We start from the raw sequence: 26,591 nt of genomic DNA on the forward strand, positions 1-26,591 counted from the left end.
CCAGCGAAAGTCACAGCCATGGAACCAATTCGCGTAATCATGCTTCCGGGGAGTGTCCTTCCCGCCGGCCCTGCCTACGGCGGCCTGCTGGAGGTCCTGGGTCCGGGCGTGGACGCCGTTGCCAAGGACCTGGAGCTCTACGCCGGGGATGCGCCGCCGCCGGGCTGGAGCCTGGATACCGAGGCGGACGGCGTGCTCCGCGAGGCCGACCGCCGTGGCTGGAATACCTTCCATCTGGTGGGTTACTCCGGCGGCGGTGCTGCCGCGTTGGCCCTCACGGCCTTCCATCCCGAACGGCTCCGCAGCCTGGCGCTGCTCGAGCCCGCCTGGGCGGGAAACTGGGACTGGAGCCCTGCGCATGCCCGTCTGTGGCAGCGCTACGGTGAGTTGGCGTCCCTTCCGGAGGATGAGTTCATGCCGGCCTTCATGAGGCTGCAGGTAAAGCCCGACGCCGTCCTGCCGCCTCCGCCGCCCGGCCCGCCGCCGCCGTGGATGGCCAGGCGCCCGGCCGGGGTCAGCGCCTTCCTGACGGCGTTCAACACCTACGACCTGGACCGCGCGCGCCTGGCCGCCTTCACGAAACCGGTGCTGTTTGTGCTGGGCGGCATGAGCAGCCCGGACGAGCAGGGCGACAACGCGGACCGGCTGTCCCGGGTCTTTCCCGACTACCGTCTTGAAGTGTTTCCGGACCGGCACCATTTCGACCCGCCGCACCGGAAGGAGCCGCAGCGGGTTGCCGCGCTGCTGCTTAAGCACTGGGCGAGGGCCGAAACGGACCCCTGAGGGCCAGCGTGGGCAGGGCCGGCGTGGGCAGGGCCGGCGTGGGCAGGTCCGTCGCCGCCCGGTGCGCCGGGAGGCAGGTGCGCCCGCCAGCCCGCGCTAACCGGCCCGGTGCGCCGGGAGGCAGGTGCGCCCGCCAGCCCGCGCTAACCGGCCCGGGGCCCGGGGCTGTGCGCCTTCTGCCGTCCGCCGCGGTGGGCGACGTAGGCGTAGACCATCAGGGCGATCCCCGCCAGGATCATGACGGCCGGGAAGGCGAAGTCCAGGGAGATGAACAGCACCGTGGCCTGGAGGGCAAAGATCAACCCCATGACCGTAAGGATGCCGGCCGGGATCAGCGGCCAGCGCATCCTCCCGGTGGTGTGGCCTCCTGCAAGGGTGTGGTCACCCGCAGGCCCGGGGTTCCGGACCGGGACCAGGGAAAGCGCAGCGAAGGTGGCGGCCAGGCCCAGGAAGAGGACGGCGGCAGTCGGCGTACCCTGCATCTCCTGCGGCAGGGCCACAATGGCCGCGAGCGTGAACATGACGCCGGACGGGATCAGCGCCCACCAGTTGGTTCGTTCCCGCAGGAACACCGCGGCGAATCCGGCCCCCATGAAGAGGAACAGGAAGGCTGCACCCCAGGCGCCGCCCGTGAGCTCGCTGGCGGTAATCACCGCCGCCAGGCCCAGGAAGACTGACCCGGGGATGGCCGCCCACCAGTTCTCCCGGCGCCGGACGAACACGGAAAGGAACAAAACCCCTGCGGCCGCGAAGATCAGTGGCGCAACGATGGCTGCACTGTCCATGACACCGAGCCGGTCCAGCAGCAAAAGCCCGCCCAGCCCAATGAGGACGATGCCTGCAATGATGCTTGTGTTCGCCGATTTCACCGTGCGCCTCCCGGTTCCAGGCAGCAGGCTGTGCGCGCGCTGCTTATCCTCACGCTACGGGCGGCGAGGAACGGGAAACAGGGCACAAAGCCCCCGCCAACAGCTCGGCCCATCGGACAGCCCTGCCGATGTTGGGACTTTCAGCCCTAGAACAGGGCCCGGACGCTTGGCATCCTTGTAGAAGCGCCGTCCGGGTCCTCAGGTTGCGAGGCCGGAGCGGCTTTCCCTATGACCCCCAGTGGCACACACCCCAGTGACATTCCGCCGTATGGCCTTCGGCCAGTGGCGACGCACATGACTCCCGGCAGTGTGCAGGCAGACCCTGCAGGCTGCGGAACTTTGAAAGGACCGGCATGCCTCACATCCGCACGCCCCGTCCCGCCCGGCTGTCGCAGGCAACCGCCCGACTGTCATCGAGGGCGCCCGCCCGGCTGTCGCAGGAGGAAGCCGCGCGCCGACGGGCGATGCTCCTCCATCCCTCCAACTTCAAACCCTCACCATCCCCGGGCAGCGATGCGGGTGCGAGGGCCCAGGAACTCAGCAGCAGGTTTAAATACCTCCATGAGGACCTGGTGTGCCGGGGATTGCCGGGGAATCAAGCCCGGACGGAAGTGGCACGGATTGCGGCCCGGGAGGTATGGGACGGGTTTGCCTCGCAGTTGCGCCGGCACAGGGCCGCTGGCCGGCAGATGGACGCCAACGTCCTTGCCGTCGCACTGACCTCGATCCAGGGAATGACGCTCGCACTGCTCCGCCACCAGGGTGACCTGTCCTATGCCGGTCGTGCCGTGTCCACGGCCCTCCGTCGGCTCCAATACAACGGAGGCCTGCTGGACCGCCTGCACCCGCATGGCAGTCCGGCCTTCAAGGACGCAACGGTCACCCTCCAGTCGCTGGAGGCCTTCCTCTCCCACAGGCAGGCGGAGTCGTCCTGAACGCGGATTGGGAGCTGAGGAAGATGCCAACCGTGGACGAGTTCAGGGCAGTGTACGGCCGAAACGAACCCCTGGCCGGCCAGGGAAATCCTGACGATCTCGGGAACGGCGGGTGCAACGAGATCCGACGGGACACCGGCGGAGTAATCGGCCGCTGGAGCTCGTGGGGGATGGCCAGCCGGGCCCTCAACCGGCTCCAACAGCTGGGCGGCAGGTTTGAGTACCGGCTGGAGGAATCCCACCACTGGGTAGAGGCGCTGGGAGACAGCGCCACGTGCTCCCGTTGCCGCGTCACCCGGCAGCTTCCGGGCGCTTCCGTAACGCTGACGGCACCTTATAACGGCTGGTAAGAAGCAGGACCGGACTTTTGACCCTGCTGTCAGGGCCGTGGGCTGCGACATGATTGGTCGAGGATCCTTCCGGACGGGGCGGCCGCAGTGACACAGCGGCTGGGACGGCCATCGACCTGATGAGAGCGCCTTCATGGATACACCCGCAACACCCCGGGATGACTTTCCGTCCCCGGTCCGGCCCGTCCGGATCTTCATCCTCAATGACCATGAACCGGTGCGGCGGGGGCTCAGGGACCTGCTCGAAAATGAGGGATTCGCGATCGTCGGTGACAGCGGATCGGCCGCAGAGGCCAGCCGCCTCATCCCCATCCTGAATCCGGACCTCGCGGTCCTGGACGACAGGCTGCCGGACGGGACCGGGATCGAGGTCTGCCGCAATCTCCGTGCCACCGCCCCGGCGATCCGATGCCTGATCCTGACCAGTTGGGATGAACAGCATGCTGTGCGGGCGGCGGTTCTGGCGGACGCGTCCGGTTACATCCTGAAGCAGGTGAGGGACAACAGCGAACTGGTGAACGGCATACGCTGCGCGGCCGCCGGCAGTCCACTGCTCCCGCCGGGTGTGCGGGAACGGGTTGCCGAAAGCCTGTACGCGGCTTCCTCTGCCTCCTGGCTGGACATCCTGACGGAAACGGAGCGGGACGTGCTTGCCTTCATGGCCCGGGGCCTTTCCAACCGGCAGATCGGGCAGGAGCTGACGCTGCCTGATGAGGAGGTGGTTGCCTGCGTGTCCTCCGTACTGCAGAAGCTGGGTTTCCGGCGCCGTAAACAGCTGATCCCGGCTCCTATCCCGCTCGCATGGGAACTGTTGCTCTGACACCCGCCAGGCTGCCTGGCCGTCACCCGGTGGCCTTCTCCCGGAGCAGGCTGGAAGCCTTCCACCCTTATTCAGGGAGGGGCGCCGCCCAGGTCACGCTGGTGCCCTTGCCGGGGGCGCTGTCAATAACGCAGCTCCCGCCAAGACGGGAGGCCCGGGCCTTCATATTGTTCAATCCGCTGATCCGGTCAGGATTCGTAAAGCCGCAGCCATTGTCGCGGACAGTGAGGACCACGTCGCCGTCCTGCACCGAAAGGTGGACGTAGATGTCCTCGGAGCCGGAATGCCTGACGGCGTTGCTGACGCTTTCAGAGAGCACCGGCAACAGTTGTTCGGCCACGTCGTCGTTTACTACGTCATCGACGGGGCCGGAGAGCTGGACCCTCGGAAGGAATCCGGCAGCGTTGGCAGCTTCCTGGACTGCGCGCAGGACGCGGCCGCTCAGAAGCTCCCGGTCTTGTTCCCTGGCTTGAAGGGCGTAGATGGTGTCGCGGAGCTGGTGGATGCAATCGTCCAGCTCCGTGGTGATGCCGGCGATGCGCCGCTCGTGCGCGAGAGGATCCCCTGTATAGCGGCGCAGTCCCTGGATGCTCAGCCCTGCCGCGAACAGCCGCTGGATGACCAGGTCATGCAGGTCCCTGGCGATGCGTTCCCGGTCGATGAACAGTGCGTGTTCTTCCCGCAACTGGTTGGCCCGCAACAGATCCAGCGTCAGGCCGATCCGGGAGGCGAACACTGCGCTCTGTTCAACGTCGACCTCCGTATAGCGCGGTCCGCCGGAGGGCCTGGCCAGGATCAGCACGCTGTCCCGGTGGCCGTCATTGTTGTTGCCCAAGGCGGCCAGCAGGACGGGCCCCAGCTTTTCGTCGGACGTGCCGTCGAAGACCTGGAGCGGGTCCGTGAGGGTCCTGGACTCCCCCGTGGCCAGCACCTGGGATACGGCATCACCAACGGGCAGCTCCTGCCCGGCGGGTATCGACTGGACGCCCAGCGAGGTCCGGCACCGCAGGCTCCCGTCTCCGGCGACCGACGCGATAACGGACAACGCCGAGGCTGAGGCGTGGAGCGCACGCTCAGCGATCATGTCCAGGTTGTTCTTGTCGGACCGCGGATGGGCCTTGAGCCGGTCGCTGACCTCCATGCCCGCTTCCAGCCAGCGCTGGCGGCTGTTGCTGTCCTCGAACAGCCGTGCATTCTGGATTGCCACGCCGGCGGCGGAGGCGAGGGCAACGGCCAGGTCTTCGTCCTCGGCCGTGAAGTTCTGGCCGTCGATTTTTTCCGTCAGGTACAGGTTCCCGAAGACTTCGTCCCGGACCCGGACCGGAACGCCCAGGAAGGTCTTCATTGGCGGATGCTCGGACGGGAAGCCCACGGCAAAGGGATGCTCGCCAAGGTCCTGGAGGCGTACCGGGTTGGGCTCGCGGATCAGATGTCCCAGCACGCCATGGCCGGTGGGAAGATCACCGATGACCCGGGCACCTTCTTCATCGATGCCGACGGTGATGAAGTGGCTGAGCTGCTGGTCATCACCGATGACGCCCAAAGCCCCATACCGGGCACCGACGAGTTCGCATGCGGACTGCACCACCCGGTCCAGCACCGCTTCCAGGCTCAGGTCTTCTGCCAGGGAAACGACCGCACCGAGCAGGCCCTCCACATGTTCCTGCGTGCGGACCAATTCATCTGCCCGGTCCACGAACTCGCGCAACAGTTCTCTGGTCCGCCGCCTGATTGGTTCACGCCACATAAGAAAACACCTCAGTCATAAAGCAGGATCACCCATGGCGGGCTGCATCGCCCTGGATCCAAAATGTGACAGCCCCCAGTGTCTCTCACCACCATGCTAACAACACTGGCAACCGCCTGGCCTAAGTTACGGCCTGGCTGGCTCCCGCTGCGCCCGCCGTGCCCGGCGCCGGCTGGCCGGCGGCACCGCGGGCGGGGGCACTTTGACGGGAATGCTGAACCTGAAGGCCCTGCGGGCAATGTGGTGGGTCGCGTGCCGGCGCCGGACCGGCGGTGGCGGGGCGGGCAGCTGCTGGGCATCGCGGGCGAAGAACCACTGCTTGGCCAACTCCACCAGAACCAGATAGACCACCACCATCCCCAGCAGGGCCAGGAAGAACGGGACGGGCAGCGGGTCGAAGCCGAGCAGGCCGCCCAGCGGCGAGAGCGGCAGGAAGATCCCCAGGGCCACCACGCCAAGGGACGCGGCAATCAGCCCGGCCGAGGGCCGGCTGCGCAGGAACGGGACGCGCCGGGTGCGGATGGCGAAGATGATCAGCGTCTGGGTGGAGATGGACTCGATGAACCAGCCGGCGCGGAACTCTCCCGGCACGGCGGTGAACACGAAGAGCATCAGGGCGAACGTGGCGAAGTCGAACAGTGAGCTGATGGGGCCGAAGAGAAGCATGAACCGCCGGATGAACGCGATGTCCCAGTGCGACGGCGCCCGCAGCTGTTCCTTGTCCACCCGGTCCCCCGGGATGGCCAGCTGCCCGGAGTCATACAGCAGGTTGTTCAGCAGGATCTGGCCCGGCAGCATGGGCAGGAAGCTGAGCACCACGGAGGCCGCTGCGGCGCTGAACATGTTGCCGAAGTTGCTGGACGTGCCCATCAGCACGTACTTGATGGTGTTGGCGAAGATCCGCCGCCCCTCCATCACACCGTCGGCCAGTACGCCCAGGTCCTTGTCCAGGAGGACGACGTCGGCAGCGTCCTTGGCAACATCCGTTGCGGTATCGACGGAGATGCCGATGTCCGCCTTGTGCAGTGCCAGGGCGTCGTTGACGCCGTCGCCCATGAAGCCCACCGACCCGCCGCTGAGGCGCAGCAGGGCAATGATCCGCGCCTTTTGTTCCGGCGAGACACGGGCGAAGATGGTGGCCGTCCGCGCGGCGGCGGCCAGGTCGTCGTCGGACATTCCCTCAACCTGCGCGCCGGTGAGGGTGCCGCCTGAAACCACGTCGAGGTCGGCGCAGACCTTCTCGGCGACCTTGGGATTGTCCCCGGTGGCGATTTTGACGGCGATGCCCAGCGCCTCCAGCCGGTCCAGCGACTGCCGGGCGTTGGTTTTGGGCCGGTCCAGGAACACCAGGAACCCGGCCAGGCTGAGGCCGCGCTCGTCCGCCGGCGCCAGCGTGGCCAGCCCCGGGGCAGGGCGGGTGGCCACGGCAACCACCCGGGAGCCGGCGTCGAACTGTTCATCCAACAGGGCCTGCACCGCGGGTGGAGTCGGCCCGCACAGGGCCAGCACGTCCTCGGGCGCACCTTTGGTGACAAGCTGCGCCGGCGCGCCCAATTCGCGGACCAGCACGGTGGTGCGGCGGCGCTGGTGGTCAAAGCTGACCAGGTCCAGGCGTTCAAAGCGTGCCGGTTCGAAAGCGGCAGCGCCCGGGCTCTCCCACAGCGCCGCGTCCAGCGGGTTCTGGCCTGCGGAGGAAACCTTCGTTCCGGAATAGTTCGCCTCCGTGGCCAGCAGGCCCAGGGTGAGAAGACTGCCGGCGGACACGTCCGGGGTGGCCGGGAGGGCAGCGGTGAAGCTGATTTTTCCTTCCGTCAGGGTGCCGGTCTTGTCCGTGACCAGGATGTCCATGTCCCCCAGGTCCTCGATGCACACCAGCCGTTTGACCAGGACTCTTCGCTTTGCCAGCTGGCGGGTGCCGGTGGCCAGGCTGGTACTGACGACGGCGGGAAGCAGCTGCGGCGTGATGCCCACCGCGATGGCCAGGGAGAACAGCAGCGATTCCAGGAGGGGGCGCTGCAGAAGCAGGTTGGCCACAAAGATCAGCGACGTGAGCACCACGGCCACCTGCAGCAGCAGGAAGGAGAAGCGTTTAAGGCCCAGCTGGAACTCGGTTTGCGGCTGCCGTTCGCCCAGGCCCAGCGCGATCCGGCCGAACTCCGCGCGGCCGCCGGTGGCCACCACCACGCCGCTGCATCCGCCGGACTGGACCACGGTGCCCATGAACGCGCAGGAGGCGAGGTCAGCCAGGGGTGCGCCGGCAGGCACCGGGGCCGGGTCCTTGGTTGCGGGCTGGGACTCCCCCGTGAGGATGCTTTCGTCACAGAGGAGGTTGTTGGTGGTGAGGAGGCGGATGTCCGCCGGGACAATGGCGCCCAGGGAAAGATGGACGACGTCGCCGGGAACCAGGGCGGTGACGTCAACTTCCCTGGTGGTCCCTTCGCGCTGCACGGCAGCCTTGTGGGTCACGCGGGAATGCAGTGCCTCGGAGGCGCGTTCGGCGCGGTATTCATTGGTGAAGCCGAGGCCCACGCTGACCAGCAGGATCACGCCGATGACGATGGAGTTGGTGGCGTCACCCAGGAACAGGGACAGGCCCGCGGTGACGATCAGGAGGATCAGGATAGGGCTGGCGAACTGCCGGCCAAGCACGGCCAAGGCGTTGGCGCGGTGCGTGCGGACGGCGTTGGGACCCAGGCTTTCGAGCCGCGCGGCTGCTTCGTCCTCCGACAGGCCGTCCGGGCTCGAGCCCAGGCGCTCCAGCGTCTGCGCGGCCGACAGGCTCGCAGCACCGGCGATCGGCAGCTGGAGGGGGCTTCGCTCCTTGACGTTGAGCTCTGTCATGCCGGATCCGTTCGGACGCGTCGATTTGGTACCGCTACCTTAGGGCAAGGGTACGACGCCGGGACCTCCCCCACAGCACCGGGCTCGCTTGGGAAGGCGACCCGATGTGAAGGCGCGTCGGCACGTCCCTTCAGCCAGCATGGCCCGGGCTGGTGGCGGTACCGAGAATGTGGGCGATGGGCGGATTCAGCCGCTGCACAGCGAAGCCGAAGCGCTGGTTGTCCTGGACAGTGAACCCTGCTGCGGTGATGGCAGCCAGGGTGTCCCGGTTGAGGTGGCATCCGCCCATGAACCGCCCCCAAAGCGGAGTCAGTACGTCTTCTGCCCTGGCCACCGCGGGGTGCCCGGACCGGACGTGCTCGTAATAGGCCAGGGTTCCGCCGGGGCGCAGGACGCGGCGGATCTCCGCGAGCACGGCCGCCTGGTCCTTGACGCTGCAGAGAACAAGGCTGGACACCACGGCGTCGGCGCTGCCGGTTTCTGCGGGGATGTGCTCTGCAGCCGCGGCAACAACGGTCACCGGGACGCTGGCGGCTGCTGCCGCTTCCTGCGCCACATTCCGCAGGTAGTCATCGGGCTCCAGGGCCAGGACGCGGGTGACGGCGGGAGGGTACAGCGGGAAGGAGGATCCGGCTCCCGCCCCGATTTCGATCACCGAGCCCTGCAGCCCGGCCAGGATGCGGCCGCGGTGCCCGGCAGCCCCGCGGCGGTCCATTCCGCCCACGGCACCGGCAAGGGCCCGGGCGAAAAATGGGTGCTGCAGGCTGCCCGGCCCCTCGCCATCCTCTGAACCGCCAGGTTTGCGTTGCATCCGGATACCTCCTCGGCACTGTCTGGCTCCCATCATGGCACCGTCTGCGGGGCCGGGGCAGTCCGCGAAAGGCTGGGCAGGTGTTCACCGGCGCGGCCCGGGCAGGAGCCCGGGCCGCGGGTGCTGCTGGTGAAGGCAGCCGGGGCTACAGGCAGCTGGGCTGGTACGCCGGGTCCGCCGGGCCGGAGGGCTGGGCCAGTGCGTTCGCCACGAACTGGTGCACCACGGGGTCGTTCGGTGTCTGGTCGTGTTCGAAGACGTCGGCCGGGCACTTGTCCTGGATGGTGATGTTGGTGACCTGCCGGGACGGGCCAACCAGGAACTGGCTGTTGTAGGGGATCACCACTTCGTCATGGATGGTGGAGATCACGGTGTAGGAGGGGCCGCTGACGGTGTCGCCCTTGGCGTTGAGTTCCTGCATGAACGCCGATCCGGCCTGCTGGTCCGCGCACGCCGCGCAGCCCAGGGTGGTGTAGGCGGGGTCGGGCACGGCGTCCGGCGGCGGCACGATCAGGCCCTGCGTTCCATGGTTGGAGGGCGCAATGCCCACCAGGTGGTGGACGTACTTGGCGCCACCCAAGAATTGCATGTAGTAGCGCGGCATCATGCCACCCTGGCTGTGGCCCACCAGGTCCACTTTCTGGGCGCCGGTGGCTGCGCGGACGGCGTCGACGAACGGGGCGAGTTCCTTGGCGGAGTCGGCTACCGGGGCGGTGGCGTAGACGCCGTTGGTTTCGCCGTAATTAAGGGCGTAGACGCAGTACCCGGCGCTCTTGAGGTAGGGCGACAGGGTGGACCAGTTCTTCGCCATGCTTTCGAAGGTGCCGGGCACGAGGACCACCGGATAGGGGTGCTCAACGGAGGGCTTGCAGGACCAGTCGTTGGCGCCGGGCGGGGCGATGTCCAGGGTGTCAGCCTGGGCGGGAACCACGGAGAGCGAGCCGGCCAGGACGGCGGCTGCGGCTACGGACAGGGCGCGTTTCAGCAGTGACATAAAAACCTCTTTGTTCGCGTGTCAGCAATGGGACGCAGCGGCGGCGGGCTTCAATCCGATGCCCAGCGCACCGGCTGCGGTCCTTGAAATGCTAGGCAGCAAAGACCGTCAGGTGGCCGCATCTGAACGAACGTGCGCGGAACGGAATCGGGGCCTGATTGCTTCAACCGGGCCGGCAGCAGGACTCCGCGGGGCTCATTGTTACTGGTGAGTAGCTTGTTCCGGATGGCGGCACCCGCGCGGCACCAAGGTCAGCACATTGCAAACCTGCCCTGAAGGACTGCACGAATGTGCACGTACGGGCGGGCAGCCGGCAACTACTTGACGGCGTTGGCGGCGTTCACCCGCCCGTACGCCCAGTAGGTGCCCGTCCCCGAGATCCTGTCCGCGGTCGATTCCAGCTTGGCCCGTACCGAGGCGTTGGTGGCGTCGGTGTGCGAGCTCCAGGCCAGGGCGGCGGTGGCGGCCACGATGGCGGAGGACATGGAGCTGCCGTTGCCCACGTCGTATCCCTTGGAACGGTTGTTGGGAACTTCCAGGGCAAAGTCGTGGTTCGGGAAGGTGGAGTAGACATTGACGCCCGGTGCTGCCACGTCCACCCAGCTGGCACCGTAGGTGGAGAACGAGGCTTTGAGGTCCTTGTTGTCCGTGGCCGCCACGGCGATGACGTTCGCGTAGGAGCCGGGGTAGATCTTGGTTTGGTTTCCGCCGTTTCCGGCCGCGGCCACCAGCACGGTTCCCTTGTTCCAGGCGCTGTTGACGGCGGCCTCCAGCGTGCGTGACGCGCGGACTCCGATACTCATGTTGATCACCTTGGCGCCGTTGCTGACGGCCCAGTTGATGCCGTTGGCAACGCTTGAGCTGGACCCTACCCCGCTGTCGTTCAGGACTTTGCCGGCCAGGATGGTGCAGCCCGGGCATACACCGGCAACGCCTGCCGAGTTGTTCGATGTTGCGGCAACAATGCCGGCCACATGGGTGCCGTGGCCGTAGTAGTCCTCCGCCAGGGGGTCGCCGGCTTTGGTGGCTGCGTCGCTGAAGTTGGCGCGGGCCGCCACTTTCGGCGCGATGTCCGGGTTGTCGCTGGCCACGCCCGAGTCCAGGACGGCCACCTTCATGCCGGTGCCGGTGGTGACGTTCCAGGCTTCAACGGCGTCGACGTCGGCGTCCGCCGTGCCTGCCGGTACCTTGATGTCGCCGCGGGTGTTGGTGAAGGACTGGCCGGTGTTCTGCAGGGCGTACTGGCGGGGGAAGTACTGGTCGCTGGTTGCCGCGCGGGCCGGCTCATCCGGCTCGGCGTACTCAACGGACGGGTTCCGGCTGAGGGCTTCGATGAGCCGGGTTTCCTGGCCGGAAGGCACCGTGACCAGCCGCGCACCCGTGCCGCCCACGGCGGAGCCGGCCGAAAGTCCGTACTGGCGGAGCACGCTGGGGGCCGCGCCGTCGTCGTACGTTTTGACCAGAATCTGTCCCGCCTCCGCCGGGGACATTGACGGCGCCGCGCTGACGGCGGGCGCCGCGGTGAGTGCGCCAAACGAGAGGACTGCCGCCGTGAGACCTGCGATGACCATTTTTTTCATGGGGTTATGGTGCGATGCCGCGGACGGACCTGGATAGGGGCAAGGGCCCCTATTTTTGTCCCGCGGGCGCTTGCGGCAGCCAGGCGTTGCGGGCCGCGCGGACGCCGCAGGAGTCGGTTGCGGCGTGCGCAAGGGACACATACAGCAGCGAGCCGCTGCGCTGGGCCGCCCACCCGTACCCCACTCCGATCAGGCCCGCGCCCAGCAGCACGGGCCAGCGGCCCCGCGGATGGGGGCGGACGGCCAGCGGGACCAGGTGCCAGGCGGTGAAACCGAGGGAGGGCCAGAGCCAGCCCAGGATTTTCCGGCCCGGGAAGACGGCCAGCGGCACGCCGCGCCACAGGGCTTCCTCGGCCAGCGCGTTGGTAAGGCCGATGCCGACGGCGGCGAGCGCCGCCGTCGGGCCCGCTTTCCTGGCGTTGGGAATCAGTTCCGTGGCGATGGCCCCGGCCGGCGGGACGAGCAGGATGCTCCACATCACCAGCCTGCCTTGGGGTGCGGGGCCCGGAACCCGCCACAGATCCACCAGCCGGCGGCGGCCGGCCACCGCGAGCGCGAGACCCCAGCACAGCGCCCAGTAGGCGCCGAACCCGGCCTGGTAGCCGCGCCGCTTCCCAAACCGGCGGACGGTGTACCGGAACACGGGAACCATCAGGGCAGGCACCACCGCCGGCATCACGGCAGCGGCTGCCCGGCGCCACGTGGCTGAGGCTTCCATCCCCGGGCCTTACTTAAGGCTCAGCACCTCGTCGATGGGGCGGTTGTTAACGTATACCTGCGCGCTCGTTGCCCCGGACGCGGCCATGGCCGTGTATTCCAGCTGCGCCTTGGCCCGCGGGATGTCGCATACGCCGCCGAGCATGAACTGCCCGGAGAGCCAGATGGTGATGGTGCTGCCGTTCAGCTCGCCACCCAGATACGTCAGGGTCGACTGGTACAGGACGTTGATGAGTCCGGACTGGCCAACGTCGCGGCTCTTGTTGGCCAGCAGGGTCCCGACGCTGGGGCCCACCTGGTCGGTGAAACGGACGGGCGCGGTGGTGGTGGCCACCAGGCTGTCGCCGCAGCCGATCGCGGGCCCGGAGACGCCGTTGTCACCAACAGCCACGTAGTAAATGGTCAGCGGGGCCACCTGCTCCGGCAGGCCGGTGGGCGTGGGTTCCTCCGTCGCGGGCGGGCTGGCAGGAGCGGACGACGGCGGCGCGGCAGCTGGGGAGGTGGGCGCGGCTGAGGTGCTGGCCGGGGTGGTGGGGGTGGCCGATGTGGTGGGGCTCGCCGTCGTGCTGGGGCTGGTTGTCCTGGTGGGGCTGGCGCTGCTGGCTGTGGGGCTCGGGGCGGCGGAACTGCTGGAGGGGGCCGGCGCCGGCTGGCCGGAGCAGCCCGTGAGCACGATCAGTCCGGAAAGTCCAAGAACGCTGAATGCAGAAAACCTGGGCTTGGTCATGATGCCCCCTCGAATGCGGGTGACGCGGCTGCGGACCCACTTTCAAGCTACGCCTGAGGGTTACTCCACAACAGGGACTTAAGTCCGGGCGGTGGCTTGTAGGTCCCGGGGCTCACCAGACTGAGTCGCCGCGCAGCACAGCGTCGCTGCCGCCGTCCACATAGACGATCTGCCCGCACAGATGCGTGTTCTCCGCACTGTTGAGCCACGCCAGCTGGCGGGCCACGACGATGGGCTCGGCGATGCCGTTGAGCGGCATCGGGACCACATTCAGCAGCGCCTTCCGCGCTTCCTCCGTGCCGATGAAGTCGGCAGTCATGGGGGTGACGATGACGCCCGGCGCCACGGCGTTCAGCGGGATGCCGGCCCCGGCCCATTCCGCCGTGGCGGCGTGGCGCCGGACCCACCGCGAGAGCGCCAGCTTCGTGGACGCGTAGATGAGCTGTCCGGTCGTCGTTGGTTCCTTGGCCAGGACCTCGGCGCGGGCCATGGCCGCCTGCTCGTCCCCGGCGGCCAGCAGCGCAACCAGATCCTCGTCGCTGGCCAGGAGAGCCGCCATCGACGAGACCACCACCGCCCGTGGGGCTTCCGATCCGGCCAGCAGGGGCCGGAGCCCCTCTACCGTGGCGACAGCGCCGAAGAAGTTCACGGCCACGGTGGCGGGGGCCGGGACGGCGAGGCCCGCGTTCGCGTAAATGGCATCGATCCTGCCGCCGCTGACCTTCCGCACCGCATCCGCCAGGGCGCTGCGTCCTTCTGTGGTGGACAGGTCAGCCACCACTTCGGAATCGTGGATGTCCACGCCGATGACGCGTTCGCCGCGTTGTTCAAGCAGTTCCTTGGTGGCCTTGCCGATACCGGAGGCGGCGCCGGTGATGACGGAGGTGCGGGGCATGGAGTCTTTTCTCCCTGGCTGGGTTGGTCCAGTTGCGTGGGCTAAATCCCACTCTGCCGAGCGGGACTCCGGCACTGCCAGAGTCCAAAGCCCTCTCCCGGTGCGGGGCCGGGCTGCCGGATGACAGCTCTTGTCGCGCCGTTAACCGGTCATTCACATCCTTCTCAAAACCTGTCCACCAGCTCTCAATAGCGTGGCAGCCATGGACAACATCTCCCGCAGAACCGTTATCTCCGCCGGCATCGGTGCCGGCCTTGTCGCCGCACTGCCCAGTGCCGCAGTCGCCGTTTCAACCGCGGACGACGCCGGCCTCCGCACCGATCCCTTCATGCTCGGCATCTCGTCGGGTGAGCCCTGGCCTGACGGCTTCGTCCTCTGGACCCGCCTGGCCGTGAACCCGGTGGCGGAGGACGGGCTGGGCGGGATGCCGTCGCGCCCGGTCGCCGTGCAGTGGGAGGTGGCCGAGGACGAGGGCATGCGGAAAGTGGTGGCCCGCGGCACGGAGCAGGCGCGGATCGAGACCGCCCACTCCGTGCATGTGGAGCTGCGCGGACTGAGGCCGGGCCGCGAGTATTTCTACCGCTTCCGCAGCGGCAGGCACGTGAGCCGGGTGGGCCGCACCCTCACGAGTCCGGGGCTGCATGAGACACCGGCCGCCCTGGCCATGGCGTTCGCCAGCTGCGCACAGTACGAACACGGCTACTTCACCGCGTACCGGCGCCTGGCCGAGGACCACCCGGACCTGGTGCTGCACCTGGGCGACTACCTCTACGAGTACAAGAAGGACAGCTACGTGATCGGCGGCGGGAACCCGCGCCGCCACGAAGGGCCCGAGACCGTCACACTGGAAACCTACCGGCAGCGGCACGCCCAGTACAAGGCCGACGCCGACCTGCAGGCCGCGCACGCGATCGCGCCCTGGGCAGTGGTGTGGGATGACCACGAGGTGGACAACAACTGGGCGGACGACGTGCCGGAGAACAGCGATGCCGGCCAGCTGAATGACAGCGTGGAGCACTTCCGGCAGCGACGCGCCGCCGCCTTCCAGGCGTACTACGAGAACATGCCGCTGCGCCCGTCCTCCCTCCCCGCCGGGCCGGACATGAAGATCTACCGGCGCATCCAGTGGGGCCAGCTGGCCAACTTCCACATGATGGATACGCGGCAGTACCGTGACGACCAGCTCGCGGGCGACGGCTGGAAGAAGAATGTGGCCGAGCGGCTGGCGGAGAACCGCAGCATCACCGGCAACGAGCAGGAGAAGTGGCTGCTGGACGGCTTCCGCAGCTCCACGCAGCGGTGGGACATCCTGGGCCAGCAGGTCTTCTTCGCCGAACGCGACCGGGCCCAGGCGCTGGACGTCGACGACGTCTCCATGGACGGCTGGGACGGGTACGCGGCCTCCCGCCGGCGCATCACCCAGGGCTGGATCGATGCGAAGGTGCGCAACGCCGTCGTCCTCACCGGGGATGTGCACCGCCACTGGGCCAACGACGTGAAGGTGGACTACAAGGACCCCGCCTCCCCCGCGGTGGGCTCGGAGCTGGTGTGCACCTCCATCACCTCCACCGGCGACGGCACCGGCTCCACCACGGACGCCACCATGGCCTGGAACCCGCACCTGAAGTTCTACAACGACAACCGCGGCTACGTAAACACCCGCATCACCAGGGACGCGGTGACCGCCGACTTCCGGGTGCTGGACCACGTAACGACGCCGGGCGCACCGGCGTCCACGAAGGCCTCCTTCGAGATCCGCGACGGGGTTCCGGGGCTGCAGGCGCGGGCCTGATACTCCCCCGGGGGTCGGCGGCGGGTCCCGCCGTCGACCTTTCTCCCGGGCATTGTGCGCCTCCTGGCGTGCGGGGCTACGATGCTGCCGGGGAGAGGTCCTTTGGTCTCACTGACCGACGACAGGGGCCAGGCAATGACCGACTTCTTCACCATGCGTCCCGGTGAGACCGCCCCTCCCCTCCCGGCGGGACCCATCCTGTGCGGCGGGACTGCGGGTATGCGGCGCATCCACCGCTTCTTCCTCTGGGCTTACGGCGAAGCGCCCGGGCTGGTGCGTTCTGCCGCGGCCGGCGACACGGCCCGCGCCGCCTACGTGGGGGAAGTACTGGGGAACTTCGACAAGGTGCTGCACATTCACCACGAAGGCGAGGACCTGCTGATGTACCCGCAACTGAAGGAGCGGGCGCCTGCATGCGCCCTGCATATAGGGCAAATGCTCGATCAGCACCGACAGGTCACCCAGAGGCTCGAGGCAATCGAACCGGTCCGGCTGCGCTGGATGCGGACGGCGGACGAGGAGCAGGCTGCGGAACTTGCTGCCCGCTACGAGGACCTGTCCAGCGTCCTCAACACGCATCTGCGCCGCGAGGTTACGGAGATGATGCCAGTTGCGGACAGGGTGATGACTGAGAAAGAGATGAAGGAGGCCGGGCAGCACGGGATCCAGGAGCTCGACAAGAAGTTCCTGGTGGGCTACCTCGGCATGGTGCTGGCCACGAATCCTCCGGCGGACCGGAAGGAGCTGTTCAAGGAGATCCCTCCCCCGGTCCGGCTCGCCTATCGCTTGGTGGGGCGGCGCCTGTACCGGAAGCAGTACGCAACGCTCTTTCCGGGACGCCCGATTCCCGAGACGCTGTAGCGCGTTGTGTCCCCGCCACGCAGCCGGAAGTCGGAGCGGTTGAGGCCTCGGCTCTTACTGGTGTTTTACTGCGCGGAGCGCGTACCCGAATCTGTGCTCTTCCCGGTGGTCGGGACGAAGTTCCAGTCGAACGACCCATCGCCGCGCAACGTCAGCCGCAGGAATCCGCGCGTATCGCTGAACCGCTTGGCAATGTATTTCGGCTTGCTGGTGAACGGACGGAGATCGATGCCGCCCGTGGACACCTGGAATGCGGTCATCCCGTCATCGACGCACTTGTCCGCGTTGTTCACCGGGCAGGACCGTTCGTAGTTGTGCTGGGACCCGGACAGGGTCAGCCGGACCCGGTGCTTCCACATCACGTCGATCCACGGCTTCTGCTCATCGGCCCGCCCGTGCTCCTCTGTGTCCGACGTAAAGTACGGCTCGTGGTACACGACTGCCAGGTGCTTGCCCGCCGCCCGGGCGGCACCGAGGTCCTTATCCAGCCACTTTGTTGCAGCCTCGGCCTGCCCTTGGTCATACCGCCAGAGCGCGGATGACAGGAACGCGAAGTGCCAGTTCCCGAAGTCCTTTGAGTACGGTTCCCCGTTCCCGATGGACCCACGTTCCTGGTTGGTCGCCGCCTTCTCCGGGGCCCCCGGGCATTGGCCGTTCATGAACTTTGCCAGGTCTTCGTTACGGCCGGGTTCCCAGTCGTGGTTGGGGCCGGACACCCAGTACAACTTGGGCTTGGTGCCGCCCCACAGCCGCTTCCAGGAGTTCACGTAGCCGTCGCAGTAGCCGGTCTCGTACTGGAAGTCCCCGAGCCCCAGGAACGCGTCAATCTCGTTGTCTTCCACAAGCCGGGTAATTGCCGCACCGTTCCGCCCGGACGGGCTGTCAGGGTCAACGTTGTCCGCGGGGTTCATGTCACCCACGGCGGCGATGTGGACATCGGGCACAGGGGACGGGGAGTTGGGCGGCTTCGGATCGCCGGTGCAACCCGCAGCAGAAAGCGCCAGCAGGACTGCGGCAGCGACGGCTACACGCTTGGAGGGACTATGACGAGGGAGTGCTGGCCGCATCCCTTCCCCCCTTTTCAGCAGCAGGACTGCAGGTCGGCTTGGGGAAGTCAGCCAAGCGCACCGGCACCTTTGATGTTCCTTAGGGGCTGGTCCGGCTGTCAAGGGTGCAGCGCTGTGAGTTTCCGGGGCCACGGCCCCTGCGGTGTCCGCGGTTGTGGCTGGTGAACAGTGTTTAGGGCCCTTGAGGCTCCGGCGGGATGCCATGCTCCTGCACTCATTTGCGCGTTTTGCGCACTAAAGATTGCGCTAAACGCGCAGTTTCTCTATGATGTAAATCATGATCGGAGCCGGGCGGCTCGGTCCCCCCTCCCCCAACAACAATGAGGTTGCTTCATGTCTGTCCCAATCAAGGCCACCATGGAAAAAGTCCCTGGTGGCATGATGCTGATCCCGCTGCTCATCGGCGCACTGCTGGGCACCTTTGCACCGGACTCGGCCAAGTTCTTCGGTTCTTTCACAGGTGCACTCTTCACCGGCGGCACCACCATCCTGGCGGTGTTCTACGTGTGCATGGGTGCCAGCATCGACATCAAAGCCACACCGTACATCCTGAAAAAGGGCGGCGTCCTTTTCGGCAGCAAAGTCCTGTTCGCCATCATCATCGGTGTCATCGCCGGCAGGTTCATGGGTGAACTTCCGATCAACGGCGGACTCCTGACCGGCCTGTCGGTCCTGGCCATCCTGGCAGCCCTTAATGACACCAACGGTGGAATGTACATGGCCCTGATGGGCCAGTACGGCAAGCCCAAGGATGTGGCGGCCTACTCGGTCATGACGCTGGAATCGGGCCCCTTCCTGACGATGGTTACCCTTGGCGTCGCAGGCCTCTCGGCCTTCCCGTGGCAGGCCCTCGTGGGCGCCATCATCCCCCTGCTCCTCGGAGCCATCCTGGGTGCCCTCGACCCAGCCATGCGTAAGTTCCTCTCCTCCGCGGCCACCGTCCTGATTCCGTTCTTCGCCCTTGCACTGGGCTTTGGCCTGAACCTGAACCAGGTTCTCAATGCAGGACTTCTGGGTGTGGCGCTTGGCCTGTTCGTCCTGATCGCCGGCGGAGCTGTCCTCTTCTTCGCCGACAAGCTGACCGGAGGTTCCGGCATTGCCGGGCTGGCGGCAGCCACCACCGCGGGCAACGCTGCAACGGTTCCCATGCTGGTAGCCGCGGCCAATCCTGCGTACGCTGCCGCAGCCGGACCTGCCACCGTGCTGGTAGCCGCATCCGTGGTGGTCACCGCCATCGGCTGCCCCCTTATGGTTGCCTGGTACGCCAAGCGGCTGAGGGCCAAGGAGGCCGTGGCAGCACCGGAGGTATCGCACGCTGTATGAACACGGACGCAGCCATGCGGTGGGCAATCATCGCTGACGACCTGACGGGGGCGGCCGATGCGGCCGCCGCCTACGGCCCCACGCACAGCAGTTGCGTGATCCTCGACGTCGAGTCTGCTTGGCCTGACGCTGAGATTCTCTCGATCAATACCGAGAGCCGCTATTTGACCGGGGAGGAAGCTTCCGCTGCAGTCACCTCGGCGGTCGGTCGGGCCCTTGGGCAACACCGCAGGGTCTTCAAGAAGATCGACTCCTTGCTCCGCGGAAATGTTGGTGTCGAAGTCGCAGCGGCGCTCTCGCAGGTCACGCAGGGCCGCGGAAAAGGTCTCGCCATTGTGGCTCCGGCCTTTCCCGGCACGGGAAGGACCACAATCGGCGGCATCGTCCATGTCGACGGCGTGCAACACGCCAAAGGAAACTTCGGCGGCGACGTCGCCGCGGCGCTGGCCGCCGGTGTCCTGACCGCCGAGGTGGTTGCCGGCGCAGCCGGACGCAACCCCTCGGAACTGGCGCGGCACCTGCGGGAGGTGCAGGCCCGGGGTGCTGACGCCGTCGTACTCGACGCTGCTTCGGATGATGACCTGCAAACCATCGTTGCGGCTGCGGACCTGCTGGACTTCCCGGCGCTCCTGGTCGGCTCCGGAGGGCTGGCGGGACACATCGCTGCGCGAGAAGAAGGCACGGTTGCGCGAAATGTGCAGGAGCGGCGGGTCAGCCGGACCCTGACCGTGATTGGCAGCTATTCAAACCTCGCGCGGCAGCAGACCGAGGCGCTGGTCGAGGCGGGCGCCCAGCACATCACGCTGGACCACTCCGGCCTGGACGATACGGCGGTTCCCCGCCAGGTTGCCCAGGCGATGGCCCGGACGGATGTGGTGCTAACACCGGATCCGATGGGCATCATCGATAAGTCGCAGGCACTTGTGGTGGCAGAGGCTCTGGCCCGCGCCACCGCTGCGGGCATCGGGCACTGTGACGCCCTCGTCCTGACCGGCGGGGAGACGGCCACGGCCGTCCTCAAAGCCCTCGGCGCGGGCAGCTTTACGGTCCTCGGGGAGATTGAACCCGGCGTCGTCATGAGCCTGCTGCCCGAGCCCCTCCCCCTGCTGGTCACCAAGGCCGGCGCGTTCGGGGACGCCGGTACGCTGGCCCGGACCAAAGAATTTCTTACTGGCACAACGACTGAAATGAGTATCAAATAATGGGACGCCCGATTGTAGCCATCACCATGGGCGATGCAGCCGGCATCGGTCCGGAGATCATCGTCAAGGCCCTGGCCGACGACGAATTGCGGTCAAAGGCCCGCATGCTCGTCATCGGCGACCTTCGCCGGCTGCAGCTCGCCGCGGACATCGTGGCCAGCCCGCTGACCCTGCGCAAGGTCTCGGAACCGTCGGAAGCTTTGTTCGACGAGGGCACCATCGACGTGCTGGACATCGACTGCATCCCGGAGGACCTGGCCTGGGGCGAGCTCTCTGCAGCGGCCGGGCACGGTTCATACCTCTTCATCGAGAAGGCTGTTGCACTCGCCATGGACCGCCAGGTGGATGCTATTTGCACCGGTCCGCTGAACAAGGCGGCCCTGCACGCGGCCGGCCACAAGTTCCCCGGGCACACGGAGCTCCTCGCCGAGCTGACCGGCACCGAGGAAGTTTCCATGATGCTGACCGCCCCGAAGATGCGCGTCATCCACGTGACCACCCACATCGGCCTGATCGACGCGATCGCCAAGATCAACGGCGACCTGGTCTACCGGACCATCAAGCGCGGCTATGAACTGCTGCGCGCCTCCGGGATCGAAAACCCGCGGATCGCCGTGTGCGCCATCAACCCGCACGCCGGCGAGAACGGTCTGTTCGGCTACGGTGAGGAGGCGGAGAAGATCCAGCCGGGCATTGAGAAGGCCCAGGCGGACGGCATCGACGCGTTCGGCCCGCTCCCGGCGGACACCCTGTTCTTCCTGGCCGGCCGCGGCGACTTCGACCTGGTGGTAGCCCAGTACCACGACCAGGGCCACGGCCCGGTCAAGGTCCTCGGACTGGAGAACGGCGTGAACATCACCGTGGGCCTGCCCGTGGTGCGTACTTCCGTGGACCATGGCACGGCCTTCGATATCGCGGGCAAGAACATTGCCGACCACGAATCGCTGCTTGAAGCACTGCGGCAGGCAGTGGACCTGGCGCCGTCGCGGGACGAGGCTCTCTAAGCGTTCGCAAGGGACAAACGGCCGGTCAGCGTAGAATTGCTGACCGGCCGTTTTGCTGCTCCTTGCTGCCGACCTGCCGGGGGCCGGAACTAGCATGGTTACCACTGCCACGGGAAGGAGACCGGTAATGCTGAGCGCAAACGCGCGGCGCGAGGAGATCTACCACCTTGCCGTGACCACCGGTCTGGCCTCCGTGGAAGAGCTCTCCGCACGGTTCGAGGTGACCGCGTCCACCATTCGCCGGGACCTTGCGCTGCTGAACGGGCAGGGCCGGCTGGCCCGCACCTACGGCGGAGCCATGGCCCTGGGCGCGCACCCGGAAGCGTCGCTGCGACAGCGCACCGGCGAGGCATTCGAGCAGAAGCACGCCATCGCCCGCTGGGCCGCTTCCGTGATCCGCCCCGGGGAGAACATCCTGCTCGACGCCGGCTCCACCGTAGGTGCACTGGCCCACGAGCTGCGCGGCTTCGGGAAGCTGTCTGTGACCACGCCGGGCATCAACACGATGCAAGAGCTGGCCGATTCGGAGGGCATCGAGGTGGACTGCCTGGGCGGCCGGCTGCGGAGCCTTTCGCAGAGTTTTGTGGGTCCCCTGGCCGAGGCGGCCCTGGAGCGGATGAGCTTTGACCGGGTGTTCCTGGGCGCCGACGCCGTCACCGCCGAGGACGGCATCTGCGAAGCCGACCACTCCCAGACCCGGCTCAAGGAACTCATGGCCCGACGCGGCCGGGACGTCTACGTACTGGCGGACTCTTCGAAGCTCGGTCTCCGGCCCTTCCACGCCTGGGCACGGCTTGCGCTCCCCTGGACCCTGGTGACGGACGACGGCGCCGACCCCGAGCAGGTGCAGAAGTTCCGGGACGCGGGGGTTGCGGTTGAGATGGCAGCGATCGGCGGCTGAGGCTGCGGCCGGTGGCTGAGGCCCAGGCTTTACTACGGTGCCGAACGCGTACCTGAGTCCGCGCTCAGCCCCGACGTTGGTACGAAGATCCACTCGAAAGACCCGTCGTGCCGCAGTGTCAGCCGAAGGAACCCGTGCGTGTCATTGAACCGCTTCTCGATGTACGGCGGGCTGCTGAGGAAGGAGCGGAGACCCATACCTCCAGTAGAAACCTGGAACGCAGTCATCCCGTCACTGACGCACTCATCAGCGTTGTTCACCGGACAGGACCGTTCGTAGTTGTGCTGCGACCCTGACAGGGTCAACCGGACCCGGTGCTTCCACATCACGTCGATCCACGGCTTGTGCTCCGCAGCCCGCTCATGTTCGTCCGTGTTCGATGTGAAGTACGGCTCGTGGTGCACCACTGCCAGGTGCTTACCCGCCGCCTTGGCAGCAGCCAGGTCCTTGTCCAGCCACGCCGTTAGCTCCCGGGCCCGCCCGGGGTCGTACCGCCAGAGTGCGGACGACAGGAAGGCGAAGTGCCAGTTCCCGAAGTCCTTCGAGTACGGTTCCCCGTTCCGGATGAAGCCGCGCTCCTGGTTGACCGCAGCCTTTGCTGAAGACCCGGGGCACTGCCCATTCATGAAGTTATCGAGGTCTTCGTTGCGGTCAGGTTCCCAGTCGTGGTTTTGGGCGGACACCCAGTACAACTTTGGTTTCGTGCCGCCCCACAGCCGCTCCCAGTACTTTACGTAGTCTTCGCAGTACGCCGTGGAGTATTGGAAGTCCCCGAGCCCCAGGAACGCGTCAATCTCATTGTTCTCCACGAGCTGGGTGATCGCCGCACCGTTCCTGCCGGACGGGCTATCAGGCGCATAGTTCTTGTGGCCGTTCATGTCACCCACAGCAGCGATGCGGACCTCCGGAGGGCTGGTGCAACCTGCGGCAGAGCCCGCCAGGAGGGCCGCAGCGGTTGCGTACAAAATCCGCAAGGCTCTTGGATGAGGGAATGCTGGCTCCATCGCCACCCCCTTCAAGTAGCCGGATCACTCGTCGGCCTGCGATACACCAACGACGCGCCCCGGCACCTTGATAATGCTGAGCGCTGGACCGGCTGTCAAGGGGCGCGCAATGCCTATAGCGCCGCCCTGACGTGGAAGTCCTGGCGGGACCCATTCAAATTCGGCCTGCGCGGGTGGGCAGCTGCGGCAGCAACGGATAAGTGGTTGGGTCAACTGACTACCGCACGGTGACGCAGCAGCATGGCGACAACCACTATACGATCAACAACCGCGAGCAGCAGACTTTCGACAATGGCTCCAGCCAGTACTCGTCCGACTGGAAAACGCACGAGATGGCGAACGAAAAGGTGTCAAAGTTTAGTAGCCACAACACGTTTACCGAGAATGGCGAGACCTGCCGCATGAACTCCTTGTCGGTCGTCACCAACGACGTGATTTGCAGGGACACGGCGGACTTCTGCGGCATTGACGTTGCGGCAGTGGGCGGTTGAGCCTGGCGAAAACCCCGTCTGCCGTTACGTTCCAGCGGGCGTTTCATGTCCAGGCAACGCTGATGATCCCGGACCATCGCCTCAGCCCCACGTGATCGTGGAAGCTCCACTTCGCCGTTGAGCGGGCGCATTTCCCCACGATCACGAGGGGATTTTGAGTAGCATGACGGTTCCGGCGCACATCTATATGGGGCGAGGACGGTGAGCCCCGCCAGTACGTGAAATCACCGCGGCGCTGGGAACCCTCGTGTACTTCTGTGATCCGGCCAAGCCCTTGGCAACGCGCACCGAACGAGAACGCCAACGGACTGCTCCGCCAGTACTTCCGTAAGGGTGGAGACCTCAGCACAGTAGAACAAGCTGAAGTCCGCTTCGCCGCTGATGAGATCAACGGGCCGCCACCAGCCGTTTTTCACTGGGATAGCGCGGCCGCGCCCTTTGCTTCCCTTACCATTGCTGCACTTCAGACCAAGGCGGTTTCCAATGGCACTGGAAAAACGACTCGGCTGCCCACAGCACGTCGTCGGCGGGTGGCGAACATGGTCTTCCTCCCTCGCGATGTGGCTGGACGGCAGGGTTTCAACTCCTCCCATTAGTCAGGGCCCTGCGGACGGTCAAAACAAGGGTCAAAAGTCAGGCCTGTTTTCAGCGGGGCAGCCTCGCCTGCCAGCTCCCTTCGCTACGGATGCACCAGCACCGTCGCCGCCGTGTCCGTATGGTTTGTGAGTGATGCCCAGTTCCTGCGCAGCCTCGGCCACGGTTGTCTCCGGCCGGGACGGGCCTGGTTTCATCCGCGAGTGCTACGATTGCTACGGAGGCGATCCATGACAACAATTCCCCACCGTGAGTTACGCAATCAGAGCAGCAAGATACTGGAGCGGGTGAAGAACGGCGAGACCATCGATGTCACGAATAACGGTGAAGTCGCCGCCACCCTGATCCCACCTGCAGCTTCGCCTTTCGAGCGTCTGCTCCTGTCCGGGAGCGTGCGGCAGGCTTCGCAAAGCCCTGTCGACTTCCGGTTGCTCCAGCGCGTGGCAACTGATGTCGGCACGGCGGAGATCATCGCTGACCTCCGCGGCGACCGGTGATCGTCTACGTAGACACGTCGGCCGCCCTGAAGCTGGTGGTCGAGGAACCGGAATCCGGTCCCACCGCGGAGTTCCTTTCGGAGGCTGGACGGCGGGGTGACCGGCTTGTCGCCTCGATGCTCCTCTACACCGAACTGCACTGCGCCGCCAACCGCAGAGGCCTGCCACCGGAATTAATCAACGCTGTGCTGGACGCAATCAACTTGGTGGACCTTACACGTTCAGACCTCTTGTACGCGGCCGCGCTGCCGGGAAAGTTGCGCAGCGCAGACGCGGTCCACCTCGCCGCCGCGATCAGAGTTGAAACCCAGGCTCTGGTCGCCTTCGACAAGGAACTCGTGAGGGCAGCCACCCAAGCAGGACTCCGTACGATCTCTCCGGGCAGCTAATCAGCCTCCCCCGATTCTCTTAGACTGCATGCGGCTATGCCGGAAGTCCCGGCTGACCGGCCGCCTCGAGGACCTGCTGCAGCCCGGTGACGGGGATGTCCGGAAACTCGCCCCGCGCCGGACCAAACTCGAACGCAGCAGCCCCTGATTCTTCCCACAGCCCGGCCCGTCCGATGCGGGCAAGGAATGGTGAGAACGGCCGCGCTGCGACGGACATCAGCCGCTCGGCGGCGGCCGGGATGCGCCGGATCGAGCCGTGGCCGGCGCGGGAAAGCACGGCCTGCGCCACCTCAGTGCCGGTGAGCGTCTGGGACCCCCATTCCACGACGCGGTTCTGCAGCGTGGGGTCCCGGAGCGCGCGGACCACGAGAGCCGCCGCGTCCTGGACCGACGTGTAGGTGACCGGCACGGCTCCGGAGCCGAACACAAGGACTTTGCCCTTGGACTGAAGCGGGCGGGTCATGTTCTCGAGGCGCTGCTCGAGGAGCACCCCGATCCTGATGATCGTCCAGGCCATGCCGGAGCTGCGGACAGCTTCCTCGGCCGCGGCCTTGCAGCGGAGGTACTCGATGGGCCCGTGAGGGGCAGCCCCGCGCATCGACATCATCACCATGCGCCCCACTCCGGCCTCGGCCGCCGCGCGGACGAGGCGGATGGCGCCGTCGCGGTCCACGGTGCGTGGGTCGGAATCCTTGATGCCGAATCCGGAGGCCGCGAACACCACGGCCGTGCAACCCGCCACCGCCTTTCGGCAATCCGCGTCGGAGGTGAGGTCGCCGCGGAAGTGTTCGACGCCGTCGCCCGCCTTGTCCGGGAAGGCGTGGGACGCGCCGCGGGCCAGGACACGGACCTGGTGGCCGCCGGCCACGAGCATCGGCACTATGGCAGCGCCCAGGCGGCCGGTGCCACCGGCGACGAGAATCATGACCCGTCACCCCTTCCGGCTGCCCCGCCCACGGCCACGCCTACCGCGGCGTCCACGTCTCCGGACTCATACTCCACGGGTTCAAGGTAAAAGTGCGCGGCCGCAATCTTGCCGTCCCGGACTGTGAGGATGGAAACCCCGGCGGCGCGCTGCACGGATCCGTCCGGTCGCGTGCCGCGGTTGCTCCATTCCATCCAGATCTTGCCGCCCGGGCCGGTGGCTGCGTCGTGGACGGTGAGGGTGAGGTCCGGCAGGCCGGCAAAGAGCGCCGTCCAGTTCTTCCGGACCTGCGCGGCCCCTGTGAAACTGCGGTCCGGGTGGACGGGGGTGGTGTTCTGGTAGTCCTCGGCGAACTCGGAAACCATGGCCTCAAGGTCATGGCGGTTGGCTGCGGCCAGCATGCGCCGCACCGGACCTTCGGGGACGCGGTCGAATCCTGAAGCGTCCATGATCTGCTCCTTGGTTTCCGTCG

Annotated in this window: 27 protein-coding genes; 14 read left to right on the forward strand and 13 right to left on the reverse strand. The window is 66.8% G+C overall.

Annotated elements, in window-relative coordinates:
- Nucleotides 1–18: 18 nt before the first annotated feature.
- The gene (locus QFZ57_RS19135; RefSeq protein WP_306901347.1) at nucleotides 19–783 is read left to right on the forward strand and encodes an alpha/beta fold hydrolase; all 765 of its coding nucleotides are present in this window, start codon (nucleotides 19–21) and stop codon (nucleotides 781–783) included.
- Nucleotides 784–926: 143 nt separating this feature from the next.
- Here QFZ57_RS19135 and QFZ57_RS19140 read toward each other — a convergent pair whose 3' ends face one another.
- Complete coding sequence (locus QFZ57_RS19140) at nucleotides 927–1,652, reverse strand: hypothetical protein (RefSeq protein WP_306632051.1); 726 nt, start codon at nucleotides 1,650–1,652, stop codon at nucleotides 927–929.
- Nucleotides 1,653–2,005: 353 nt separating this feature from the next.
- Between QFZ57_RS19140 and QFZ57_RS19145 the strand changes: the two genes are divergently transcribed.
- The 3 genes from QFZ57_RS19145 (at nucleotide 2,006) to QFZ57_RS19155 (ending at nucleotide 3,757) form a co-directional block, all read left to right on the forward strand.
- Nucleotides 2,006–2,587, forward strand: coding sequence for a hypothetical protein (locus tag QFZ57_RS19145; protein ID WP_306901348.1), 582 nt, complete (start codon nucleotides 2,006–2,008; stop codon nucleotides 2,585–2,587).
- A gap of 23 nt (nucleotides 2,588–2,610) precedes the next feature.
- Nucleotides 2,611–2,937: a hypothetical protein gene (locus QFZ57_RS19150; RefSeq protein ID WP_306901349.1), complete on the forward strand. Its 327-nt coding sequence runs from the start codon at nucleotides 2,611–2,613 to the stop codon at nucleotides 2,935–2,937.
- 133 nt (nucleotides 2,938–3,070) lie between these two features.
- The gene (locus QFZ57_RS19155) at nucleotides 3,071–3,757 is read left to right on the forward strand and encodes a response regulator (protein ID WP_306901350.1); all 687 of its coding nucleotides are present in this window, start codon (nucleotides 3,071–3,073) and stop codon (nucleotides 3,755–3,757) included.
- Nucleotides 3,758–3,824: 67 nt separating this feature from the next.
- Here QFZ57_RS19155 and QFZ57_RS19160 read toward each other — a convergent pair whose 3' ends face one another.
- The 7 genes from QFZ57_RS19160 to QFZ57_RS19190 form a co-directional block, all read right to left on the reverse strand.
- Complete coding sequence (locus tag QFZ57_RS19160) at nucleotides 3,825–5,504, reverse strand: GAF domain-containing sensor histidine kinase (protein ID WP_306901351.1); 1,680 nt, start codon at nucleotides 5,502–5,504, stop codon at nucleotides 3,825–3,827.
- A gap of 126 nt (nucleotides 5,505–5,630) precedes the next feature.
- A complete protein-coding gene (mgtA, locus tag QFZ57_RS19165; RefSeq protein ID WP_306901352.1) occupies nucleotides 5,631–8,345 on the reverse strand; it encodes a magnesium-translocating P-type ATPase in 2,715 nt (904 codons plus the stop codon).
- A gap of 130 nt (nucleotides 8,346–8,475) precedes the next feature.
- A complete protein-coding gene (locus tag QFZ57_RS19170; RefSeq protein WP_306901353.1) occupies nucleotides 8,476–9,156 on the reverse strand; it encodes a class I SAM-dependent methyltransferase in 681 nt (226 codons plus the stop codon).
- A gap of 145 nt (nucleotides 9,157–9,301) precedes the next feature.
- Nucleotides 9,302–10,150, reverse strand: coding sequence for an esterase/lipase family protein (locus QFZ57_RS19175; protein WP_306901354.1), 849 nt, complete (start codon nucleotides 10,148–10,150; stop codon nucleotides 9,302–9,304).
- 317 nt (nucleotides 10,151–10,467) lie between these two features.
- Entirely contained in the window at nucleotides 10,468–11,730 is a 1,263-nt protein-coding gene (locus tag QFZ57_RS19180) for a S8 family serine peptidase (RefSeq protein ID WP_306901355.1), read from the reverse strand.
- A 49-nt stretch (nucleotides 11,731–11,779) separates the two neighbouring features.
- Nucleotides 11,780–12,448: a CPBP family intramembrane glutamic endopeptidase gene (locus tag QFZ57_RS19185; protein ID WP_306901356.1), complete on the reverse strand. Its 669-nt coding sequence runs from the start codon at nucleotides 12,446–12,448 to the stop codon at nucleotides 11,780–11,782.
- 9 nt (nucleotides 12,449–12,457) lie between these two features.
- Nucleotides 12,458–12,838 carry a hypothetical protein gene (locus tag QFZ57_RS19190; RefSeq protein WP_306901357.1) on the reverse strand — a complete coding sequence of 127 codons (381 nt, stop codon included), beginning with the start codon at nucleotides 12,836–12,838 and terminating at the stop codon, nucleotides 12,458–12,460.
- Between the two features lie 7 nt (nucleotides 12,839–12,845).
- Here QFZ57_RS19190 and QFZ57_RS19195 point away from each other — a divergent pair, with 7 nt between their 5' ends.
- On the forward strand, nucleotides 12,846–13,256 hold the full coding sequence (locus QFZ57_RS19195; RefSeq protein WP_306901359.1) for a hypothetical protein: 411 nt from the start codon (nucleotides 12,846–12,848) through the stop codon (nucleotides 13,254–13,256).
- A 30-nt stretch (nucleotides 13,257–13,286) separates the two neighbouring features.
- Here QFZ57_RS19195 and QFZ57_RS19200 read toward each other — a convergent pair whose 3' ends face one another.
- The gene (locus tag QFZ57_RS19200) at nucleotides 13,287–14,069 is read right to left on the reverse strand and encodes an SDR family oxidoreductase (protein WP_306901360.1); all 783 of its coding nucleotides are present in this window, start codon (nucleotides 14,067–14,069) and stop codon (nucleotides 13,287–13,289) included.
- Nucleotides 14,070–14,271: 202 nt separating this feature from the next.
- On the opposite strand from QFZ57_RS19200, the gene QFZ57_RS19205 reads away from it, so the two are divergent.
- Entirely contained in the window at nucleotides 14,272–15,861 is a 1,590-nt protein-coding gene (locus QFZ57_RS19205; protein WP_306901361.1) for an alkaline phosphatase D family protein, read from the forward strand.
- Nucleotides 15,862–15,963: 102 nt separating this feature from the next.
- Nucleotides 15,964–16,722 carry a hemerythrin domain-containing protein gene (locus tag QFZ57_RS19210; protein WP_306901362.1) on the forward strand — a complete coding sequence of 253 codons (759 nt, stop codon included), beginning with the start codon at nucleotides 15,964–15,966 and terminating at the stop codon, nucleotides 16,720–16,722.
- A 65-nt stretch (nucleotides 16,723–16,787) separates the two neighbouring features.
- Here QFZ57_RS19210 and QFZ57_RS19215 read toward each other — a convergent pair whose 3' ends face one another.
- Nucleotides 16,788–17,789 carry a metallophosphoesterase family protein gene (locus QFZ57_RS19215; RefSeq protein ID WP_306632065.1) on the reverse strand — a complete coding sequence of 334 codons (1,002 nt, stop codon included), beginning with the start codon at nucleotides 17,787–17,789 and terminating at the stop codon, nucleotides 16,788–16,790.
- Between the two features lie 333 nt (nucleotides 17,790–18,122).
- On the opposite strand from QFZ57_RS19215, the gene QFZ57_RS19220 reads away from it, so the two are divergent.
- From QFZ57_RS19220 to QFZ57_RS19235, 4 genes are all read left to right on the forward strand, one after another.
- Complete coding sequence (locus QFZ57_RS19220) at nucleotides 18,123–19,112, forward strand: 2-keto-3-deoxygluconate permease (protein WP_306901363.1); 990 nt, start codon at nucleotides 18,123–18,125, stop codon at nucleotides 19,110–19,112.
- Nucleotides 19,109–20,314, forward strand: a complete 1,206-nt coding sequence (locus QFZ57_RS19225; RefSeq protein ID WP_306901364.1) for a four-carbon acid sugar kinase family protein — start codon at nucleotides 19,109–19,111, stop codon at nucleotides 20,312–20,314. Before QFZ57_RS19220 ends, QFZ57_RS19225 begins: the two co-directional genes overlap by 4 nt.
- Nucleotides 20,314–21,318 (forward strand): 4-hydroxythreonine-4-phosphate dehydrogenase PdxA, encoded by a 1,005-nt coding sequence (gene pdxA, locus QFZ57_RS19230; protein ID WP_306901365.1) that lies wholly within the window; start codon nucleotides 20,314–20,316, stop codon nucleotides 21,316–21,318. The genes QFZ57_RS19225 and pdxA overlap by 1 nt, the downstream gene beginning before the upstream one ends.
- A 127-nt stretch (nucleotides 21,319–21,445) precedes the next feature.
- Nucleotides 21,446–22,219, forward strand: coding sequence for a DeoR/GlpR family DNA-binding transcription regulator (locus QFZ57_RS19235; protein ID WP_306901367.1), 774 nt, complete (start codon nucleotides 21,446–21,448; stop codon nucleotides 22,217–22,219).
- A 32-nt stretch (nucleotides 22,220–22,251) separates the two neighbouring features.
- On the opposite strand, the gene QFZ57_RS19240 is transcribed toward QFZ57_RS19235, so the two are convergent.
- Nucleotides 22,252–23,193 (reverse strand): metallophosphoesterase, encoded by a 942-nt coding sequence (locus QFZ57_RS19240; RefSeq protein WP_306901368.1) that lies wholly within the window; start codon nucleotides 23,191–23,193, stop codon nucleotides 22,252–22,254.
- Between the two features lie 257 nt (nucleotides 23,194–23,450).
- Here QFZ57_RS19240 and QFZ57_RS19245 point away from each other — a divergent pair, with 257 nt between their 5' ends.
- From QFZ57_RS19245 to QFZ57_RS19260, 3 genes are all read left to right on the forward strand, one after another.
- Nucleotides 23,451–23,714, forward strand: coding sequence for a hypothetical protein (locus tag QFZ57_RS19245; RefSeq protein WP_306901369.1), 264 nt, complete (start codon nucleotides 23,451–23,453; stop codon nucleotides 23,712–23,714).
- An 824-nt stretch (nucleotides 23,715–24,538) separates the two neighbouring features.
- Entirely contained in the window at nucleotides 24,539–24,805 is a 267-nt protein-coding gene (locus tag QFZ57_RS19255; protein WP_306901370.1) for a type II toxin-antitoxin system Phd/YefM family antitoxin, read from the forward strand.
- Nucleotides 24,802–25,194: a type II toxin-antitoxin system VapC family toxin gene (locus QFZ57_RS19260; protein WP_306901371.1), complete on the forward strand. Its 393-nt coding sequence runs from the start codon at nucleotides 24,802–24,804 to the stop codon at nucleotides 25,192–25,194. Before QFZ57_RS19255 ends, QFZ57_RS19260 begins: the two co-directional genes overlap by 4 nt.
- Nucleotides 25,195–25,228: 34 nt before the next feature.
- Here the strand turns inward: QFZ57_RS19260 and QFZ57_RS19265 are convergent, their stop codons facing one another.
- Complete coding sequence (locus tag QFZ57_RS19265) at nucleotides 25,229–26,119, reverse strand: SDR family oxidoreductase (RefSeq protein ID WP_306901372.1); 891 nt, start codon at nucleotides 26,117–26,119, stop codon at nucleotides 25,229–25,231.
- Entirely contained in the window at nucleotides 26,116–26,568 is a 453-nt protein-coding gene (locus tag QFZ57_RS19270) for a nuclear transport factor 2 family protein (RefSeq protein ID WP_306901373.1), read from the reverse strand. Before QFZ57_RS19270 ends, QFZ57_RS19265 begins: the two co-directional genes overlap by 4 nt.
- Nucleotides 26,569–26,591 lie beyond the last annotated feature (23 nt).

Source organism: Arthrobacter sp. B1I2, assembly GCF_030816485.1.
In the GTDB taxonomy this organism is placed as follows: Bacteria; Actinomycetota; Actinomycetes; order Actinomycetales; family Micrococcaceae; genus Arthrobacter.

Excerpts from the sequence above, each read along its gene's own strand:
- QFZ57_RS19235 (WP_306901367.1), top strand. The coding sequence starts at position 21,446 with ATGCTGAGCGCAAACGCGCGGCGCGAGGAGATCTACCACCTTGCCGTG.
- QFZ57_RS19150 (WP_306901349.1), top strand. The coding sequence starts at position 2,611 with ATGCCAACCGTGGACGAGTTCAGGGCAGTGTACGGCCGAAACGAACCC.
- QFZ57_RS19185 (WP_306901356.1), bottom strand. The coding sequence starts at position 12,448 with ATGGAAGCCTCAGCCACGTGGCGCCGGGCAGCCGCTGCCGTGATGCCG.
- QFZ57_RS19270 (WP_306901373.1), bottom strand. The coding sequence starts at position 26,568 with ATGGACGCTTCAGGATTCGACCGCGTCCCCGAAGGTCCGGTGCGGCGC.
- QFZ57_RS19220 (WP_306901363.1), top strand. The coding sequence starts at position 18,123 with ATGTCTGTCCCAATCAAGGCCACCATGGAAAAAGTCCCTGGTGGCATG.
- QFZ57_RS19155 (WP_306901350.1), top strand. The coding sequence starts at position 3,071 with ATGGATACACCCGCAACACCCCGGGATGACTTTCCGTCCCCGGTCCGG.
- QFZ57_RS19175 (WP_306901354.1), bottom strand. The coding sequence starts at position 10,150 with ATGTCACTGCTGAAACGCGCCCTGTCCGTAGCCGCAGCCGCCGTCCTG.
- QFZ57_RS19255 (WP_306901370.1), top strand. The coding sequence starts at position 24,539 with ATGACAACAATTCCCCACCGTGAGTTACGCAATCAGAGCAGCAAGATA.
- QFZ57_RS19145 (WP_306901348.1), top strand. The coding sequence starts at position 2,006 with ATGCCTCACATCCGCACGCCCCGTCCCGCCCGGCTGTCGCAGGCAACC.
- QFZ57_RS19180 (WP_306901355.1), bottom strand. The coding sequence starts at position 11,730 with ATGAAAAAAATGGTCATCGCAGGTCTCACGGCGGCAGTCCTCTCGTTT.
- QFZ57_RS19135 (WP_306901347.1), top strand. The coding sequence starts at position 19 with ATGGAACCAATTCGCGTAATCATGCTTCCGGGGAGTGTCCTTCCCGCC.
- pdxA (WP_306901365.1), top strand. The coding sequence starts at position 20,314 with ATGGGACGCCCGATTGTAGCCATCACCATGGGCGATGCAGCCGGCATC.
- QFZ57_RS19200 (WP_306901360.1), bottom strand. The coding sequence starts at position 14,069 with ATGCCCCGCACCTCCGTCATCACCGGCGCCGCCTCCGGTATCGGCAAG.
- mgtA (WP_306901352.1), bottom strand. The coding sequence starts at position 8,345 with ATGACAGAGCTCAACGTCAAGGAGCGAAGCCCCCTCCAGCTGCCGATC.
- QFZ57_RS19205 (WP_306901361.1), top strand. The coding sequence starts at position 14,272 with ATGGACAACATCTCCCGCAGAACCGTTATCTCCGCCGGCATCGGTGCC.
- QFZ57_RS19170 (WP_306901353.1), bottom strand. The coding sequence starts at position 9,156 with ATGCAACGCAAACCTGGCGGTTCAGAGGATGGCGAGGGGCCGGGCAGC.
- QFZ57_RS19215 (WP_306632065.1), bottom strand. The coding sequence starts at position 17,789 with ATGCGGCCAGCACTCCCTCGTCATAGTCCCTCCAAGCGTGTAGCCGTC.
- QFZ57_RS19195 (WP_306901359.1), top strand. The coding sequence starts at position 12,846 with ATGGTCAGCGGGGCCACCTGCTCCGGCAGGCCGGTGGGCGTGGGTTCC.
- QFZ57_RS19225 (WP_306901364.1), top strand. The coding sequence starts at position 19,109 with ATGAACACGGACGCAGCCATGCGGTGGGCAATCATCGCTGACGACCTG.
- QFZ57_RS19160 (WP_306901351.1), bottom strand. The coding sequence starts at position 5,504 with ATGTGGCGTGAACCAATCAGGCGGCGGACCAGAGAACTGTTGCGCGAG.
- QFZ57_RS19265 (WP_306901372.1), bottom strand. The coding sequence starts at position 26,119 with ATGATTCTCGTCGCCGGTGGCACCGGCCGCCTGGGCGCTGCCATAGTG.